The following is a 14,643-nucleotide window of genomic DNA, read 5'->3' as shown; positions in this document are numbered from 1 at the left end:
TGGTACAGGCAGGCCGGGAACTCCCTCTTTTATTGCTCTTGGAGATGGATCTCCAGCCGCCAGCGGTCATCGACCTCCTCGCCCTTCCACTCCCCGCGCAACGGCCGAGCCGCCACCAGGTTCAGCAGCAAGCCCGCATCGGTCTTGCGCACGCGCCAGTTCACATCCTTGTCGTTGACCTTGAGCTGCCCGCTGGCGGCTTTGCCTTGTGCATCGAACAACAGCGCCACGGTGCCGTCGACGTGCTCGCCGTGCAGCTTGGGTTCGCTGTTGAACCACACCACCACACCGTCCGCCGCCGTCTCTATCTGCTGCAACTCGACCGGGTCAGGGGTGGTCAGGCGGCCGATCATCAGGCCCACCATCAGGCCGACAATCGCCAATGAGCCCATGACCCTCGGCATTAGCTTCGGTCTTGGGTCTTCTTCAGGGGTAGAATGCAGCGCATCTTTGCCTTCGGAGCCGTGCATGTTTCACGTCATCCTTTTTCAACCAGAAATTCCGCCGAATACCGGCAACGTTATCAGGCTGTGCGCCAACAGTGGCTGCCACCTGCATTTGATCGAGCCCCTGGGCTTCGACATGGACGACAAGCGCCTGCGCCGTGCCGGCCTGGACTACCACGAGTATGCCACCCTGCAGCGCCATGCCGACCTGGCCAGCTGCCTGGAAAGCCTGGGCCACCCACGGCTGTTCGCGTTCACCACCAAGGGTTCGCGACCGTTCCATGATGCCAGCTTCGCCGAAGGCGACGCCTTCCTGTTCGGCCCGGAAAGCCGTGGCCTGCCGGCCGACGTACTCGACGCCCTGCCGGACGGGCATCGCCTGCGCCTGCCGATGCGCGAAGGCTGCCGCAGCCTGAACCTGTCGAACACCGTCGCCGTTGCCGTCTACGAAGGCTGGCGCCAACTCGGCTTCAAATAGCACACATAACAAATGTGGGAGGGGGCTTGCCCCGGTACAAACCGGGGACATCGTTTACATTTCTAACCGGGGACATGGTTTACAGGCTAATACGCATGATCAGGAGGTAACTGATCATGCCCTGGAACCAAGAGTCCCCCATGAATCAAAGAATCAAGCTGGTAGCTGATTGGCTTTCTGGCAACTTCACCAAAAGCCAGTTGGCACGCCGCTTTGACGTTAGCCGACCTACCGTCGATAAGTGGATTGCCCGGCACGACGGCGATTTGAGGTCTTTATCCGAACTGTCCCGGCGACCTCACAACAGCCCAAATAAAACCGACGACGAGATTTTGGCCCGTGTAGTCGCGATGAAGGAGGCTCACGATAAATGGGGGCCGAAAAAGCTTCTCGAGCTATTACGGCTGGAAGATCCCTCCGTCACCTGGCCCTCTCCAAGTACGGCCGGTCAATGGCTTGACCGACTTGGGCTCGTCAAAAAGCGGCGCTTCAAACGCCGACACAGCATTTCCCACGCACAAATGCGAAAGGCCGACGAACCTAACAAGACGTGGTGTGCTGACTACAAAGGGCAGTTCAAGATGCTTAATGCTCAGATGTGCTTCCCTTTGACCGTCACAGACCATGCGTCGCGGCTGATTTTAGCGTGCAGGGCCCATCCCAAGATCATGACCCAGCCTGTAAAACAGGCCTTTGAGAGGCTTTTTCAGGAGTACGGCATGCCGGAAGTTATCCGTTCGGACAACGGGGTACCGTTCGCCTCTCCTGGCCTGGCAAGAATATCCACACTGGCAGTTTGGTGGATTCGGCTGGGTATTTATCCCGAGCGAACCATGCCGGGAAGACCCGCCCAGAATGGTCGCCATGAACGAATGCACCGTAGCTTGAAACTTGAGTTGCCCTTAGGGAAAAACTTAGTCGAGCAGCAGCTTTTGCTGGAGCATTTCAGGCATGAGTTTAATTACGTACGCCCTCACGAAGCGCTCGGCATGAAACGTCCGGGAGACTTGTATGTGCCGTCCACCCGAATTTATCCAGGATGCTTGCCCGATGTGGAATATCCGGCAGAAATGAAAGTTCGAAGCGTCAGGCAGGACGGATCGATCAAGTGGAACGGCAAGTTGGTATTTATCAGCGAGGCGCTGTCCGGGGAAAGGATAGGGCTCAAAGAAGCTGAAGATGAAGCTTGGGATTTGTACCTGTGTGATTATCCCTTGGGGAGGCTTGGACGAGGTATGACCCGCGTCCAGGCCTCAAATGTGTAAACGATGTCCCCGGTTTCAGATGTAAACGATGTCTACGGTTCTACACCCCGATGGCGGAGTGTCAGTCGACATCTACGTGACTGATCCACCGCTATCGGGAGCAAGCCCCCTCCCACATTGGGTTCTGCGTCGGGTTCGAGATTACTGAACCGTCGGTGCGCCTTCCTGTTGCATGCGCTGCAGCTCTTGAGCGTACAGGGCATCGAAGTTCACCGGAGCCAGCATCAACGCCGGGAACGAACCACGGGTGACCAGGCTGTCCAGGGTCTCGCGGGCATACGGGAACAGGATGTTCGGGCAGAACGCACCCAGGGTGTGGCTCATGGACGCTTCGTCCAGGCCCTGGATCAGGAAGATACCGGCCTGTTGCACTTCAGCGATGAAGGCCACTTCTTCGCCATTCTTGACGGTGACCGACAAGGTCAGCACGACTTCGTGGAAATCGCCTTCCAGTGCCTTTTGACGGGTGTTCAGGTCCAGGGCAACGCTTGGGGTCCATTCCTGGCGGAAGATAGCCGGGCTTTTCGGCGCTTCGAACGACAAGTCACGCACATAGATACGCTGCAGCGAAAATTGTGGGCCTTGGGCTTCTGCTGCTTCGGTGTTCTGTTGGTCAGTCATCGCAGATCCTTCTTGATCTTGGGGTCTTTTAGGGGTTAGGAGTCAGACGAGCAGCAGCGCATCGAGTTTACCGGCGCGCTCCAGGGCAAACAGGTCGTCGCAACCACCGATGTGTTTGGCGCCGATCCAGATCTGCGGCACTGACGTGCGCCCCGCGTTCTGGGCCATTTCGGCACGCACCTGGGGTTTGCCATCGACCTTGATCTCTTCGAAGGCAACGCCCTTTTTCTCCAGCAGGGCCTTGGCCCGCATGCAGTAAGGGCACCAATCGCTGGAATATACGACGACCTGGCTCATATCACTTCACCAGCGGCAGGTTATCGGCGCGCCAGCTGCTGATGCCACCGGACAGCTTGGCGGCGGTGAAACCGGTCTTGAGCATCTCGCGGGCGTGGGTACCGGCGTGCTGGCCCTGGGCGTCGACCAGGATGATGGTCTTGGCCTTGTGCTTTTCCAGCTCGGCCAGGCGCGCGATCAGCTTGTCCTGAGGAATGTTCAGGGCACCGACGATGTGGCCGGCGGCGAAATCCTTGACTGGGCGGATATCCACCACAATGGCCTCATCCTTGTTGACCAGCGCGGTCAGCTCCGACGTGCTCAGGCTGCGGCCACCACGGCTCAATTCGTGAGCGATCAGCAGCGCCAGCAGGATGACGAAGGCACCCACGAGCAGATAGTGGGCAGTGGCAAATGCAATCAGGTGATCAACCATCAAGGAGGTTCCAGGGCGTTAAAATGGCGGTAAGTATACACAGCCGTCAGGGGGGGCCAACCCCCGTAAAGCGGTGACGTGGTCGGAACTTCGCTTTAAACTGCCACTCCCTTTTCAATTGCCTTCCTTTATTACCGCCGCGAGAGGATCTATGACTACCACGCCTAAACCTTTGGTCCTGATAATTCTCGATGGCTTCGGACACAGTGAAAGCCACCACGACAACGCGGTGTACGCGGCCAAGAAGCCCGTACTCGACCGCCTGACCGCGACGGTGCCCAACGGCCTGATCTCCGGCTCGGGCATGGACGTGGGCCTGCCGGACGGCCAGATGGGCAACTCGGAAGTCGGCCACATGAACCTCGGCGCCGGACGAGTGGTCTATCAAGACTTCACTCGCGTGACCAAATCGATCCGCGATGGCGAGTTCTTCGAGAACCCGACCCTCTGCGCAGCGGTAGATAAAGCAGTGGCCGCCGGCAAAGCCGTACACTTCATGGGCCTGCTGTCCGACGGCGGCGTTCACAGTCACCAGGACCATCTGGTGGCAATGGCCGAGCTGGCCTTCAAGCGCGGCGCCGACAAGATCTACCTGCACGCCTTCCTCGATGGCCGCGACACCCCGCCAAAAAGCGCGCAATCCTCCATCGAGCTGCTGGACGCCACCTTCGCCGCTCTGGGCAAGGGCCGCATCGCCAGCCTGGTGGGCCGCTACTTCGCCATGGACCGCGACAACCGTTGGGACCGCGTGTCCCAGGCCTACAACCTGATCGTCGACGGCCAGGCCGAATTCCACGCCGCCACCGCCCAGGAAGGCCTGGAAGCTGCCTACGCCCGTGGCGAGAGCGATGAATTCGTCAAGGCCACCACCATCGGCGAGCCGGTCAAGGTCGAAGACGGCGACGCCGTGGTGTTCATGAACTTCCGCGCCGACCGTGCCCGCGAGCTGAGCCGTGTGTTTGTCGAAGACGGTTTCAAGGAATTCGAGCGGGCGCGCCAGCCAAAAGTCCAATACGTCGGCCTGACCCAATACGCCGCCAGCATCCCGGCCCCCGCTGCCTTTGCTGCCGGCAGCCTGGACAACGTGCTGGGCGACTACCTGGCGAAGAACGGCAAGACCCAGCTGCGTATCGCTGAAACCGAAAAATACGCCCACGTCACCTTCTTCTTCTCCGGCGGCCGTGAAGAACCGTTCCCAGGCGAAGAACGCATCCTGATCCCTTCGCCGAAAGTCGCCACCTACGACCTGCAGCCGGAAATGAGCGCGCCGGAAGTCACCGACAAGATCGTCGACGCCATTGACCACCAGCGTTACGACGTGATCGTGGTCAACTACGCCAACGGTGACATGGTCGGCCACAGCGGCAATCTGGAAGCTGCGACCAAGGCCGTGGAATGCCTGGACCTGTGCGTCGGCCGCATTGTCGAGGCCCTGGAAAAAGTCGGCGGCGAAGCGCTGATCACCGCCGACCACGGCAACTGCGAGCAGATGTCCGACGAAACCACCGGCCAGGCCCATACCGCCCACACCACCGAGCCGGTGCCGTTCATCTATGTAGGCAAGCGCGACTTCAAAGTGCGTGAAGGCGGCGTGCTGGCGGATGTGGCACCGACCATGCTGATGCTGATGGGGTTGGAGAAGCCCAAAGAGATGACCGGGACCTCAATTCTGGTCTGATCTCAACAAACATGTGGGAGGGGCTTGTCCCTTCCCACATGGGATCTGCGGTGTTTGGTAGATGTCTTTTTGCCATACCACCGCCGCTCGGCACCTATCTTGCCTTCCAGGCCGAATTGGGCGTTTTTTTTGCAGCGCTTGGCGGGCATACTAGGCCGTCCCTTTCCCTGGTGTCGCCCGCCTCTATGCTTCGCGCCTTGATTACCCTCGCTCTTGTCTGCCTGCTCCAACCGGCGTTTGCCGACGAGCGCGCACAAACTCAACAACAGTTGGACGCTACGCGTCAGGACATTACCGAGCTGAAAAAACTGCTCGGCAAGCTCCAGGAAGAAAAATCCGGGGTGCAGAAAGATCTGCGCGGCACGGAAACCGAAATGGGCAAGCTGGAGAAGCAGGTCCAGGAGCTGCAAAAAGAACTAAAGAAGAGCGAGTCGGAACTGGAGCGACTCGACGCTGAGAAAAAAAAACTCCAGAGCGCACGCGTTGAACAGCAACGCTTGATCGCGATCCAGGCCCGCGCCGCCTACCAGAGCGGCCGCCAGGAATACCTCAAGTTGCTGCTCAACCAGCAGAACCCGGAGAAATTCGCGCGCACCCTGACCTACTACGACTACCTGAGCAAGGCCCGCCTGGAGCAACTGAAAAGCTTCAACGAGACCCTGCGCCAGTTGGCCAACGTCGAACAGGAAATCGCCAACCAGCAGTCGCAGCTGGAGGACCAGAAAGCCAGCCTCAGCGCCCAGCGCGACGAGCTGGACAAGGTCCGCAAGGAGCGCCAGCTGGCCCTGGCCAAGCTCAATGACGACGTGAAGGCCCGCGACGCCAAGCTGCAGGCCCGCGAGCAGGACCAGGCCGACCTGGCCAAAGTGCTCAAGACCATCGAAGAAACCCTGGCACGCCAGGCACGCGAGGCCGAAGAGGCGCGACAGAAAGCGCTGATCGCCCAGCAGGAAGCGGAAAAAAAGCGCCAGCGTGAGGCCGAACTGGCAGCCACCACCGATGCCCCGGCGCCGCGCAAACCGGTACATGCCGCCCCTGGCCCGCTGGTTTCCAGTGCCGGCGAGTCGTTCGGCGGGCCTTTTGCTTCAGCCCGCGGCAAACTTCCATGGCCGGTTGATGGTCGACTGCTGGCACGCTTTGGGGAAACCCGGGGCGATGACACCCGTGCCAAGTGGGACGGGGTGATGATCAGCGCCTCTGCCGGCAGCCAGGTCCACGCCGTACATGGCGGGCGCGTGGTGTTTGCCGATTGGCTGCGGGGCGCCGGTTTGCTGGTGATTCTCGACCACGGTAATGGCTATTTAAGCCTTTATGGCCACAATCAGACGTTACTCAAGTCGGCAGGTGATGTTGTAAAAGCCGGTGAATCTATCTCCACTGTCGGTAACAGTGGTGGCCAGGACACCCCGGCGCTGTACTTCGCTATTCGTCAGCAGGGTCGCCCGAGCGATCCCGCACAATGGTGCCGGTCCCAAGGATAGGGTCGCATCTACATTAGGAGTTCGTTCGACATGCTGCATTTGTCCCGCCTCACTTCGCTGGCCCTGACGATCGCCCTGGTCATCGGCGCGCCTCTGGCTTTTGCCGACCAGGCCGCCCCGGCTGCACCCGCCGCCACGGCCGCGACCACCAAGGCGCCATTGCCGCTGGACGAGCTGCGCACCTTTGCCGAGGTCATGGACCGGATCAAGGCCGCCTATGTCGAACCTGTAGACGACAAGACCCTGCTGGAGAATGCCATCAAGGGCATGCTCAGCAACCTTGACCCGCACTCCGCCTACCTGGGTCCGGAAGATTTTGCCGAGCTGCAGGAAAGCACCAGCGGTGAGTTCGGCGGCCTGGGCATTGAAGTCGGCGCCGAAGACGGCAATATCAAGGTGGTCTCGCCCATCGATGACACCCCGGCGTCCAAGGCCGGCATCCAGGCCGGTGACTTTATCGTCAAGATCAACGGCCAGCCGACCCGCGGCCAGACCATGACCGAAGCCGTCGACAAGATGCGCGGCAAGATCGGCCAGAAAATCACCCTGACCCTGGTGCGCGACGGCGGCAACCCGTTTGACGTGACACTCACCCGCGCGACCATCGTGGTCAAGAGCGTGAAGAGCCAGCTGCTGGAGTCTGGCTACGGTTACATCCGCATCACCCAGTTCCAGGTCAAGACCGGCGACGAAGTGGCCAAGGCCCTGGCCAAGCTGCGCAAGGACAACGGCAAGAAACTCAGCGGCATCGTGCTCGACCTGCGCAACAACCCGGGCGGCGTGCTGCAGTCGGCGGTGGAAGTGGTCGACCACTTCATCACCAAGGGCCTGATCGTCTACACCAAGGGCCGTATCGCCAACTCCGAGCTGCGCTTCTCGGCCACCGGCAACGATCTCAGCGAGAACGTGCCATTGGCCGTGCTGATCAACGGCGGCAGCGCCTCGGCCTCGGAAATCGTCGCTGGCGCCCTGCAAGACCAGAAGCGCGGCGTGCTGATGGGCACCACCAGCTTCGGCAAAGGCTCGGTACAAACCGTGCTGCCGCTGAACAACGATCGCGCCCTGAAGATCACCACCGCGCTGTACTACACGCCGAACGGCCGCTCGATCCAGGCCCAGGGCATCGTGCCGGACATCGAAGTGCGCAAGGCCAAGATCACCAACGAAATCGACAGCGAGTACTACAAGGAAGCAGACCTGCAAGGTCACCTGGGCAATGGCAACGGCGGTGCCGACCAGCCAACCGGCAGCAGCAAGAAAGCCAAGCCGATGCCGCAGGACGATGACTACCAGCTGGCCCAGGCGCTGAGCCTGCTCAAGGGCCTGAGCATTACGCGCAGCCGTTGATATGCGTGTTGCCCTGATCATCGCTGTGCTGTGCAGCCTGGCAGGGGTCGCCCAAGCGGCCCCTGCCGGCGAATCCCACAAAGCCTACCTGACCCTCATCATCGACGACCTGGGGCAAAACCTGCCCCGGGATCGTCGCGTGCTGGCCCTGCCTGGGCCGGTGACCACGGCGATCATGCCCGACACGCCCCACGCCGCCGAATTCGCCCGCGAAGCGCACAAGGCCGGCAAGATCGTGATCCTGCACATGCCCATGGACCCCGCCACCGGCCCGTTCGCCTGGCACCCGGAACTCTCCATGGAAGAACTTGGCCAACGCCTGGACGCCGCCTTCAAGGCCGTGCCCTACACCGCCGGCATCAACAACCATATGGGCAGTCGCATGACCGCCCAGCCGGCCGCCATGGCCTGGCTGATGGCGGAACTGCAGCGGCGCAACAAATTCTTCGTCGACAGCCGCACCAGCGCACAGACCGTGGCCGCCGCCGAGGCGCAGAAGATCGGCCTGGCCCATGTCTCGCGGGATGTATTCCTCGATGATGAGCGCACCGAAGCGGCGATTGCCACGCAGCTGCAAACCGCGATCAAGCTGGCGCATAAACAGGGTTCGGCGGTGATGATCGGCCACCCCTATCCGCAGACGCTGGCGGTGCTCGAGCGCGAATTGCCCAAGCTCCAGGCCCAGGGCATCGAGTGGATTGATATCAAGCTGATGATCAGTGTGCGCAGCAATCAAGCCATGGCGGGGCACGGCAAGAACGGCGTCTACCGCTACAAATAGTCCGCCATGATCTGTTCCACCCGCCCTTCAGAGCGCAACTGATCCAACGCTGCCTGCAGCCTGGCCACCGTCTCATCCGGTACATCCTTGTTCAGTGCCAGGTACAACTGGGCGCTGTTGAACCGCAGCACAGTCTTGAGCCCGGTCACACCGACCTGGCGCGCCAGGTAACGCCCGGCCGGGTCGCCGGTGGCCCACAGGTCGATCTGGCCATCCACGAGCTTTTGCGCGTTGTCCTGGTCACGCAACACCACCACCGGGTTAAGGCCCTGCTTCTCCAGGGTCTCGGCGATGGCATCGCCTTTATAGGCGCCGATCCTGTAGCGGCGCGCATGCTCCAGGTCGTCGAGCTGGATCTTGCTGTCGGCCTTGGCCAGCAGCACCCAGTCGTCCGGGCCGATGGGGCCGACCCACTTGAACAACGCTTCCCGATCCGGCAGGCGCGCCATCACAAACACGCCATAGCCGGGTTTCTCCAGGGCAAGCTTGTAGATTCGCTCCCAGGGAAAACGCAGGGTGAGATTGTAGGAAATGCCGGCACGCTTGAAGGTTTCGCGCACGATGTCCACGGCGATGCCTTCGATGTTCTCGTCCCTGGCGAAGTTCTTGCCGTTCTTGGCCATGTTGTAGGGCGGGAAATTTTCCGTCAGCAATACCAGGGAAGCGTCGGACGGCTCTTCGGCGTGGGCCGCACTCACCATGAAGATGGAGGTGCTGGCGAGGGCAAGCAGCAGGGTCTTGAACATGAAGGCTACCGGAATCCATGGCAAGCGCAGAGAGTGCCGCGCGCCTGCCATGGTGTCCAGCAACGTTTAGCGAACGACGATACCGCGCGCCGCCATGTAGGCCTTGGCCTCGGGAACGGTGTATTCGCCAAAGTGAAAAATACTCGCCGCCAGCACCGCGCTGGCATGGCCTTCGATGACGCCGTCGGCCAGGTGTTGCAGGTTACCGACGCCGCCGGAAGCGATCACCGGAATACCCAGCGCATCGCTGATGGCGCGGGTCACGCCCAGGTCGAAGCCGTTCTTCATGCCGTCCTGGTCCATGCTGGTCAGCAGGATTTCCCCGGCGCCCAGGCCTTCCATCTTCATCGCCCACTCCACCGCGTCCAGGCCGGTCGGCTTGCGACCGCCATGGGTGAAGATCTCCCAACGCGGGGTTTCGCCCGGGCCGGAGACTTTCTTGGCGTCGATGGCGACCACGATGCATTGCGAGCCGAAGTGCTGCGCGGCTTCGCCGACGAACTCCGGGTTGAACACCGCAGCAGTGTTGATCGAGACCTTGTCCGCACCAGCATTGAGCAGGTTGCGGATGTCCTGCACGGTGCGCACGCCACCGCCCACGGTCAGCGGGATAAACACCTGGCTGGCCATGCGCTCGACGGTATGCAGCGTGGTGTCGCGGCCGTCGACGCTGGCGGTGATGTCGAGAAAAGTAATCTCGTCGGCACCCTGCTCATCGTAGCGACGGGCGATTTCCACCGGGTCGCCGGCGTCACGGATGTTCTCGAACTTGACGCCCTTGACCACGCGACCGTTGTCGACGTCCAGGCAAGGGATGATGCGTTTGGCCAGCGCCATGGTCAGTCCTCAGCCGTTGTAGGCATCGCAGTAAGCCTGGGCTTCGGCGACGTCCAGGGTACCTTCGTAGATCGCACGGCCGGTGATGGCGCCGATGATGCCGGGGGCCTTGGCGTCCAGCAGTGACTTGATGTCGCCCAGGTTGTGAATGCCGCCGGAAGCGATCACCGGAATCTTCGTCGCCGCCGCCAGCGCAGCGGTGAACGGCACGTTGCAGCCCTGCATCATGCCGTCTTTGGCGATGTCGGTATAAACGATGGCGGACACGCCGTCGGCTTCGAACTGCCTGGCCAGGTCGATGACTTGCACGGTGCTGATTTCAGCCCAGCCGTCGGTGGCGACGAAACCGTCCTTGGCGTCCAGGCCCACGATCACCTTGCCCGGGAACGCGCGGCAGGCTTCGGCGACGAAGGCCGGGTCTTTCACGGCCTTGGTGCCGATGATCACGTAGCTCACGCCGGCCTTGACGTAATGCTCGATGGTTTCCAGGGAGCGGATACCGCCGCCGATCTGGATCGGCAGGTTCGGGTAGCGCCTGGCGATCGCGGTGACCACCTCGCCGTTGACCGGCTGGCCTTCGAAGGCGCCGTTCAAGTCCACCAGATGCAGACGCCGGCAGCCCCCTTCCACCCATTTGGCAGCCATGCTCACCGGGTCATCGGAGAACACGGTGGAATCTTCCATACGGCCTTGGCGCAGACGGACGCAGGCGCCGTCCTTGAGATCGATAGCGGGGATAATCAGCATCTGGCAAACCTTATTCGATATTCAGCAATGCTTGGGAAATCAGGGTTTCTCAAGCGACCACAGGTCGCTTTCGATGCTTTCGAACCTTTCTTTAAGGAGCGTCTGCGTATCGAAAATCGCCCTGTTGTAATAGTGCGGAGCCACTTCGGTGGTGAACAGCTCAAGAATCTCGGCGACCTCGAACGAGCCCAGCTTGAGCTCGAAGCGGTCTTCCATGAAGCGCTTGATCTTGAGGGTAGCCTCACTTTCCTGCTCTGGCGTGAGGTTCAAGATCGGCAGCTTCGGCTTCCTGGCCATTTACCAGCGCCCATCCCAGGCGGCGAAGTTCTGCAGCAATTGCAGGCCATGGGTATGGCTCTTCTCCGGGTGGAACTGCACGGCAAAACGCGAACCTTCGGCCAACGCTGCGGCGAAGTCGACGCCGTAGTGCCCACCCCCCACCACCTGGCGCGGTTTACCGGCGGCGATGTAGTAGCTGTGCACGAAGTAGAAGCGCGCCATGTCCGGAATGTCGTGCCACAGCGGGTGATCCACCGCCTGGCTGACTTCGTTCCAGCCCATGTGCGGGACTTTCAGGTGGGCGCCGTCTTCGTGCAGGTCCTTGCCGAAGAACTTCACCTGGCCGGGGAACAGGCCGATGCAGTCGACGCCGTCGTTCTCTTCACTGCGATCGAGCAAGGCTTGCATGCCCACGCAGATGCCGAGGAACGGACGATCCTGGCTGACTTCGCGCACCAGGCTGTCAAAGCCCAGGCGACGGATCTCGGCCATGCAATCGCGGATCGCCCCCACACCGGGGAACACCACGCGGTCGGCTTCGCGAATCACGCTGGCATCGCTGGTGATCAGCACCTTGCCGGCCCCTACGTGTTCGAGGGCCTTGGCCACCGAGTGCAGGTTGCCCATGCCGTAATCGATAACCGCGACCGTCTGCATTACAGGACGCCCTTGGTCGAGGGCATCTGCCCAGCCATGCGCTCATCCAGCTCCACGGCCATGCGCAGCGCGCGGCCGAAAGCCTTGAACACGGTTTCGATCTGGTGGTGGGTGTTGGTGCCACGCAGGTTGTCGATGTGCAGGCTGACAAGTGCGTGGTTGACGAAGCCCTGGAAAAATTCCTGGAACAGGTCGACGTCGAAGCCGCCCACGGTGGCGCGGGTGTACGGCACGTGCATCTGCAGGCCTGGGCGGCCGGAGAAGTCGATGACCACACGCGACAGCGCTTCGTCCAGCGGGACATAGGCGTGGCCGTAGCGACGGATGCCTTTTTTGTCGCCGATGGCCTTGGCAAACGCCTGGCCGAGGGTGATGCCTACGTCTTCCACCGTGTGGTGGTCGTCGATATGCAGGTCGCCTTTGCTGACGATATCCAGGTCGATCAGCCCGTGACGGGCGATCTGGTCCAGCATGTGCTCAAGAAAAGGTACACCGATATCAAATCGGGCCTTTCCGGTGCCATCCAGGTTGATCGAGGCTTTGATCTGGGTTTCCAGAGTGTCGCGCTCGACGGACGCCTTACGTTCGGCCATCACCAGCTCCGCAAAATCATTGGGCGAAAAAGGCAGCCATTATAGGGGCGCGGGCGCTAAACAGAAACATCGAAGGGGATAAGACTGACGAGTTGAGGCGGGGAAGGTCGGGGATAGACATGTATACACAAGCGGGCGCTCCAGGATGGTGCGCCCGCTTGTATTCAACTTAGTGGAACAGTACCGCCGTCTTCTGCAGGGTCACCCACACACCCCACGCCAACGGAATACCCACCACCAGCCAGGCGGCAATTGCCAATGGCACGGTGCCGGAGGCCGCTTTCCACTCCAGGGAAGTACTGGCATCGGCACCCTTGTCATGGCCCAGCGCTTGCTCTGCGGCAAGCTCTGCATCGGTCATGAAGTACTTGTCGGCCACTGGGCGGACCAGCATGTTGCAGATAAAGCCCAGCACCAGCAGGCCGGCGAGGATGTACAAGGTGATGTCATAGGCCGCAGCGCGTTCAACGCCGATGCTCAGTTGATACTCACGCAGGTAGTTCACCAGCACCGGGCCCAGCACGCCTGCCGCTGCCCAGGCGGTCAGCAGGCGACCGTGGATCGCGCCGACCATCTGGGTACCGAACAGGTCGGCAAGGTAGGCCGGGACGGTCGCAAAGCCACCGCCGTACATCGACAGGATGATGCAGAACGCCGCCACGAACAGCGCCACGTTGCCCAGGTGCCCCAGGTTCGGGATCAGCGCATACAGGGCAAAGCCCAGGGCGAAGAACACGAAGTAGGTGTTTTTACGCCCCAGGTAGTCGGAGAACGACGCCCAGAAGAACCGACCACCAATGTTGAACAGGCTCAGCAGGCCGGTGAAGCCCGCAGCGATGGCGGCAATCGACGCCAATTGCCCGGCGTCCAGTTGGCCAAACGGCACATCGACACCCAGCAGCTTGCCACCGAACACTTCCTGCAGCAGCGGCGAAGCCATGCCGAGGATGCCGATACCGGCCGACACGTTCAGGCACAGCACCAGCCATACCAGACGGAATTGCGGGGTTTTCCACGCCACATTCACGTGCACGTGACGGTGGGTGATCATCGCGTTACTGGCTTTTTTCGCCGGTGCGGTCCAGCCCTCAGGCTTCCAGCCAGTGGGTGGAACGCGGTAGGACAGCGCGCCGCCGATCATGAACACGAAGTAGATCGCAGCCATGACCAGGAAACTCTGCCATACGCCCACGCTAGTCGGCGAAGCAAAATGCCCCATCAGCGCAGCAGCCAGCGGGGCGCCCACCATTGCGCCGCCGCCGAAGCCCATGATCGCCATGCCGGTGGCCATGCCGCGCTTGTCCGGGAACCACTTGATCAGGGTCGATACGGGCGAGATATAGCCCAGGCCCAGGCCGATACCGCCAATGACCCCGGAGCCGATCCACATCAGCCAGATCTGGTGGGTATAGATACCCAGCGCCGAGATCAGCAGGCCGCCGCACCAGCACAACGCCGACACAACACCGGCCTTGCGCGGCCCGGCATGTTCCAGCCAGCCACCCCAGATCGCTGCCGAGCAGCCCAGGAAGATGAAGAACAGGGTGTAGATCCAGCCCAGCATGGAGATGGGCCAGTCGCATTGGGACGAGAAGACTTGGGCGATGAAGCTCATGTCCGGCGCACAGGCAACCGGTTTAGTGATACCCAGCGCCTTGGACAGCGGCAGCCAGAACACCGAAAAGCCGTAGGCCATGCCGATGCACAGGTGGATGGCCAGGGCGGCCGGTGGAACCAGCCAGCGGTTGAAGCCGGGCTTGGCGATAATGCGCTCCTTGGACAGGAACGCAGGCTGGGCGGCAGTAGTGCCGGCCACAGTGCTAGTGCTCATTGATGAATCCCCCAGTTATTAGTATGCGTTCGTCAGGCGCTCTCTCCCTCGGCCTTGCACGCAAAGCGTGGCCGTTTTTGTAGAGTGAAGCTCCATTTTGGCGCGACGATAAGTCGCAGAAGGCGAACGAACGGCCGAAGATTA

The 14,643-nt window shown here is 61.3% G+C and carries 17 protein-coding genes; 6 read left to right on the top strand and 11 right to left on the bottom strand.

Translation table 11 applies throughout. The annotated features are described in order from the left end of the window. Window positions 1–29 precede the first annotated feature (29 nt). Window positions 30–470, bottom strand: coding sequence for a hypothetical protein (locus BLW22_RS31895; protein ID WP_074848452.1), 441 nt, complete (start codon window positions 468–470; stop codon window positions 30–32). Between BLW22_RS31895 and BLW22_RS31890 the strand changes: the two genes are divergently transcribed. Continuing rightward, on the top strand, window positions 469–924 hold the full coding sequence (locus BLW22_RS31890; protein WP_046070509.1) for a tRNA (cytidine(34)-2'-O)-methyltransferase: 456 nt from the start codon (window positions 469–471) through the stop codon (window positions 922–924). The two genes, BLW22_RS31895 and BLW22_RS31890, sit on opposite strands and share 2 nt — an antisense overlap. 116 nt (window positions 925–1,040) lie before the next feature. Next, window positions 1,041–2,189 carry an integrase core domain-containing protein gene (locus BLW22_RS31885; protein ID WP_065924691.1) on the top strand — a complete coding sequence of 383 codons (1,149 nt, stop codon included), beginning with the start codon at window positions 1,041–1,043 and terminating at the stop codon, window positions 2,187–2,189. Between the two features lie 141 nt (window positions 2,190–2,330). Here BLW22_RS31885 and secB read toward each other — a convergent pair whose 3' ends face one another. The 3 genes from secB to BLW22_RS31870 are packed head-to-tail and all read right to left on the bottom strand — an operon-like array spanning window position 2,331 to window position 3,522. Next, the gene (secB, locus tag BLW22_RS31880) at window positions 2,331–2,810 is read right to left on the bottom strand and encodes a protein-export chaperone SecB (RefSeq protein WP_014716520.1); all 480 of its coding nucleotides are present in this window, start codon (window positions 2,808–2,810) and stop codon (window positions 2,331–2,333) included. A 42-nt stretch (window positions 2,811–2,852) separates the two neighbouring features. Continuing rightward, window positions 2,853–3,107 (bottom strand): glutaredoxin 3, encoded by a 255-nt coding sequence (gene grxC / locus BLW22_RS31875; protein ID WP_074848450.1) that lies wholly within the window; start codon window positions 3,105–3,107, stop codon window positions 2,853–2,855. A 1-nt stretch (window position 3,108) separates the two neighbouring features. Next, a complete protein-coding gene (locus BLW22_RS31870; protein WP_065925750.1) occupies window positions 3,109–3,522 on the bottom strand; it encodes a rhodanese-like domain-containing protein in 414 nt (137 codons plus the stop codon). A gap of 151 nt (window positions 3,523–3,673) precedes the next feature. Here BLW22_RS31870 and gpmI point away from each other — a divergent pair, with 151 nt between their 5' ends. From gpmI to BLW22_RS31850, 4 genes are all read left to right on the top strand, one after another. Next, window positions 3,674–5,200 carry a 2,3-bisphosphoglycerate-independent phosphoglycerate mutase gene (gene gpmI / locus BLW22_RS31865; protein WP_065925751.1) on the top strand — a complete coding sequence of 509 codons (1,527 nt, stop codon included), beginning with the start codon at window positions 3,674–3,676 and terminating at the stop codon, window positions 5,198–5,200. Between the two features lie 185 nt (window positions 5,201–5,385). Continuing rightward, window positions 5,386–6,681 carry a murein hydrolase activator EnvC family protein gene (locus tag BLW22_RS31860; RefSeq protein ID WP_074848448.1) on the top strand — a complete coding sequence of 432 codons (1,296 nt, stop codon included), beginning with the start codon at window positions 5,386–5,388 and terminating at the stop codon, window positions 6,679–6,681. 30 nt (window positions 6,682–6,711) lie between these two features. Further along, window positions 6,712–8,028: a S41 family peptidase gene (locus BLW22_RS31855; RefSeq protein WP_027605074.1), complete on the top strand. Its 1,317-nt coding sequence runs from the start codon at window positions 6,712–6,714 to the stop codon at window positions 8,026–8,028. A gap of 1 nt (window position 8,029) precedes the next feature. Then, window positions 8,030–8,809 (top strand): divergent polysaccharide deacetylase family protein, encoded by a 780-nt coding sequence (locus tag BLW22_RS31850; protein ID WP_074848446.1) that lies wholly within the window; start codon window positions 8,030–8,032, stop codon window positions 8,807–8,809. Here BLW22_RS31850 and BLW22_RS31845 read toward each other — a convergent pair. The 7 genes from BLW22_RS31845 to BLW22_RS31815 form a co-directional block, all read right to left on the bottom strand. Then, entirely contained in the window at window positions 8,800–9,555 is a 756-nt protein-coding gene (locus BLW22_RS31845) for a substrate-binding periplasmic protein (RefSeq protein ID WP_065925754.1), read from the bottom strand. The two genes, BLW22_RS31850 and BLW22_RS31845, sit on opposite strands and share 10 nt — an antisense overlap. A gap of 66 nt (window positions 9,556–9,621) precedes the next feature. Then, window positions 9,622–10,392 carry an imidazole glycerol phosphate synthase subunit HisF gene (gene hisF, locus BLW22_RS31840; RefSeq protein WP_003171107.1) on the bottom strand — a complete coding sequence of 257 codons (771 nt, stop codon included), beginning with the start codon at window positions 10,390–10,392 and terminating at the stop codon, window positions 9,622–9,624. Between the two features lie 9 nt (window positions 10,393–10,401). Further along, a complete protein-coding gene (gene hisA, locus BLW22_RS31835; protein ID WP_027605077.1) occupies window positions 10,402–11,139 on the bottom strand; it encodes a 1-(5-phosphoribosyl)-5-[(5-phosphoribosylamino)methylideneamino]imidazole-4-carboxamide isomerase in 738 nt (245 codons plus the stop codon). A gap of 39 nt (window positions 11,140–11,178) precedes the next feature. Beyond that, on the bottom strand, window positions 11,179–11,436 hold the full coding sequence (locus BLW22_RS31830) for a DUF2164 domain-containing protein (protein ID WP_065925755.1): 258 nt from the start codon (window positions 11,434–11,436) through the stop codon (window positions 11,179–11,181). After that, entirely contained in the window at window positions 11,437–12,075 is a 639-nt protein-coding gene (gene hisH, locus BLW22_RS31825; protein WP_065925756.1) for an imidazole glycerol phosphate synthase subunit HisH, read from the bottom strand. Further along, window positions 12,075–12,668 carry an imidazoleglycerol-phosphate dehydratase HisB gene (hisB, locus tag BLW22_RS31820; protein WP_017849940.1) on the bottom strand — a complete coding sequence of 198 codons (594 nt, stop codon included), beginning with the start codon at window positions 12,666–12,668 and terminating at the stop codon, window positions 12,075–12,077. Before hisB ends, hisH begins: the two co-directional genes overlap by 1 nt. A gap of 169 nt (window positions 12,669–12,837) precedes the next feature. Further along, entirely contained in the window at window positions 12,838–14,499 is a 1,662-nt protein-coding gene (locus BLW22_RS31815; RefSeq protein WP_074848444.1) for an OFA family MFS transporter, read from the bottom strand. Between the last annotated feature and the right edge of the window lie 144 nt (window positions 14,500–14,643).

Origin of the sequence: Pseudomonas marginalis, assembly GCF_900105325.1 — a bacterium.
Classification (GTDB): Bacteria; Pseudomonadota; Gammaproteobacteria; order Pseudomonadales; family Pseudomonadaceae; genus Aquipseudomonas; species Aquipseudomonas marginalis.
The sequence above is the reverse complement of the archived record's forward strand: the minus strand, read 5'-3'. Positions and strand labels throughout refer to the sequence as shown.

Coding starts and splice junctions, on each gene's coding strand:
- BLW22_RS31890 (WP_046070509.1), top strand. CDS start 469: ATGTTTCACGTCATCCTTTTTCAACCAGAAATTCCGCCGAATACCGGC.
- BLW22_RS31895 (WP_074848452.1), bottom strand. CDS start 470: ATGCACGGCTCCGAAGGCAAAGATGCGCTGCATTCTACCCCTGAAGAA.
- BLW22_RS31885 (WP_065924691.1), top strand. CDS start 1,041: ATGCCCTGGAACCAAGAGTCCCCCATGAATCAAAGAATCAAGCTGGTA.
- secB (WP_014716520.1), bottom strand. CDS start 2,810: ATGACTGACCAACAGAACACCGAAGCAGCAGAAGCCCAAGGCCCACAA.
- grxC (WP_074848450.1), bottom strand. CDS start 3,107: ATGAGCCAGGTCGTCGTATATTCCAGCGATTGGTGCCCTTACTGCATG.
- BLW22_RS31870 (WP_065925750.1), bottom strand. CDS start 3,522: ATGGTTGATCACCTGATTGCATTTGCCACTGCCCACTATCTGCTCGTG.
- gpmI (WP_065925751.1), top strand. CDS start 3,674: ATGACTACCACGCCTAAACCTTTGGTCCTGATAATTCTCGATGGCTTC.
- BLW22_RS31860 (WP_074848448.1), top strand. CDS start 5,386: ATGCTTCGCGCCTTGATTACCCTCGCTCTTGTCTGCCTGCTCCAACCG.
- BLW22_RS31855 (WP_027605074.1), top strand. CDS start 6,712: ATGCTGCATTTGTCCCGCCTCACTTCGCTGGCCCTGACGATCGCCCTG.
- BLW22_RS31850 (WP_074848446.1), top strand. CDS start 8,030: ATGCGTGTTGCCCTGATCATCGCTGTGCTGTGCAGCCTGGCAGGGGTC.
- BLW22_RS31845 (WP_065925754.1), bottom strand. CDS start 9,555: ATGTTCAAGACCCTGCTGCTTGCCCTCGCCAGCACCTCCATCTTCATG.
- hisF (WP_003171107.1), bottom strand. CDS start 10,392: ATGGCGCTGGCCAAACGCATCATCCCTTGCCTGGACGTCGACAACGGT.
- hisA (WP_027605077.1), bottom strand. CDS start 11,139: ATGCTGATTATCCCCGCTATCGATCTCAAGGACGGCGCCTGCGTCCGT.
- BLW22_RS31830 (WP_065925755.1), bottom strand. CDS start 11,436: ATGGCCAGGAAGCCGAAGCTGCCGATCTTGAACCTCACGCCAGAGCAG.
- hisH (WP_065925756.1), bottom strand. CDS start 12,075: ATGCAGACGGTCGCGGTTATCGATTACGGCATGGGCAACCTGCACTCG.
- hisB (WP_017849940.1), bottom strand. CDS start 12,668: ATGGCCGAACGTAAGGCGTCCGTCGAGCGCGACACTCTGGAAACCCAG.
- BLW22_RS31815 (WP_074848444.1), bottom strand. CDS start 14,499: ATGAGCACTAGCACTGTGGCCGGCACTACTGCCGCCCAGCCTGCGTTC.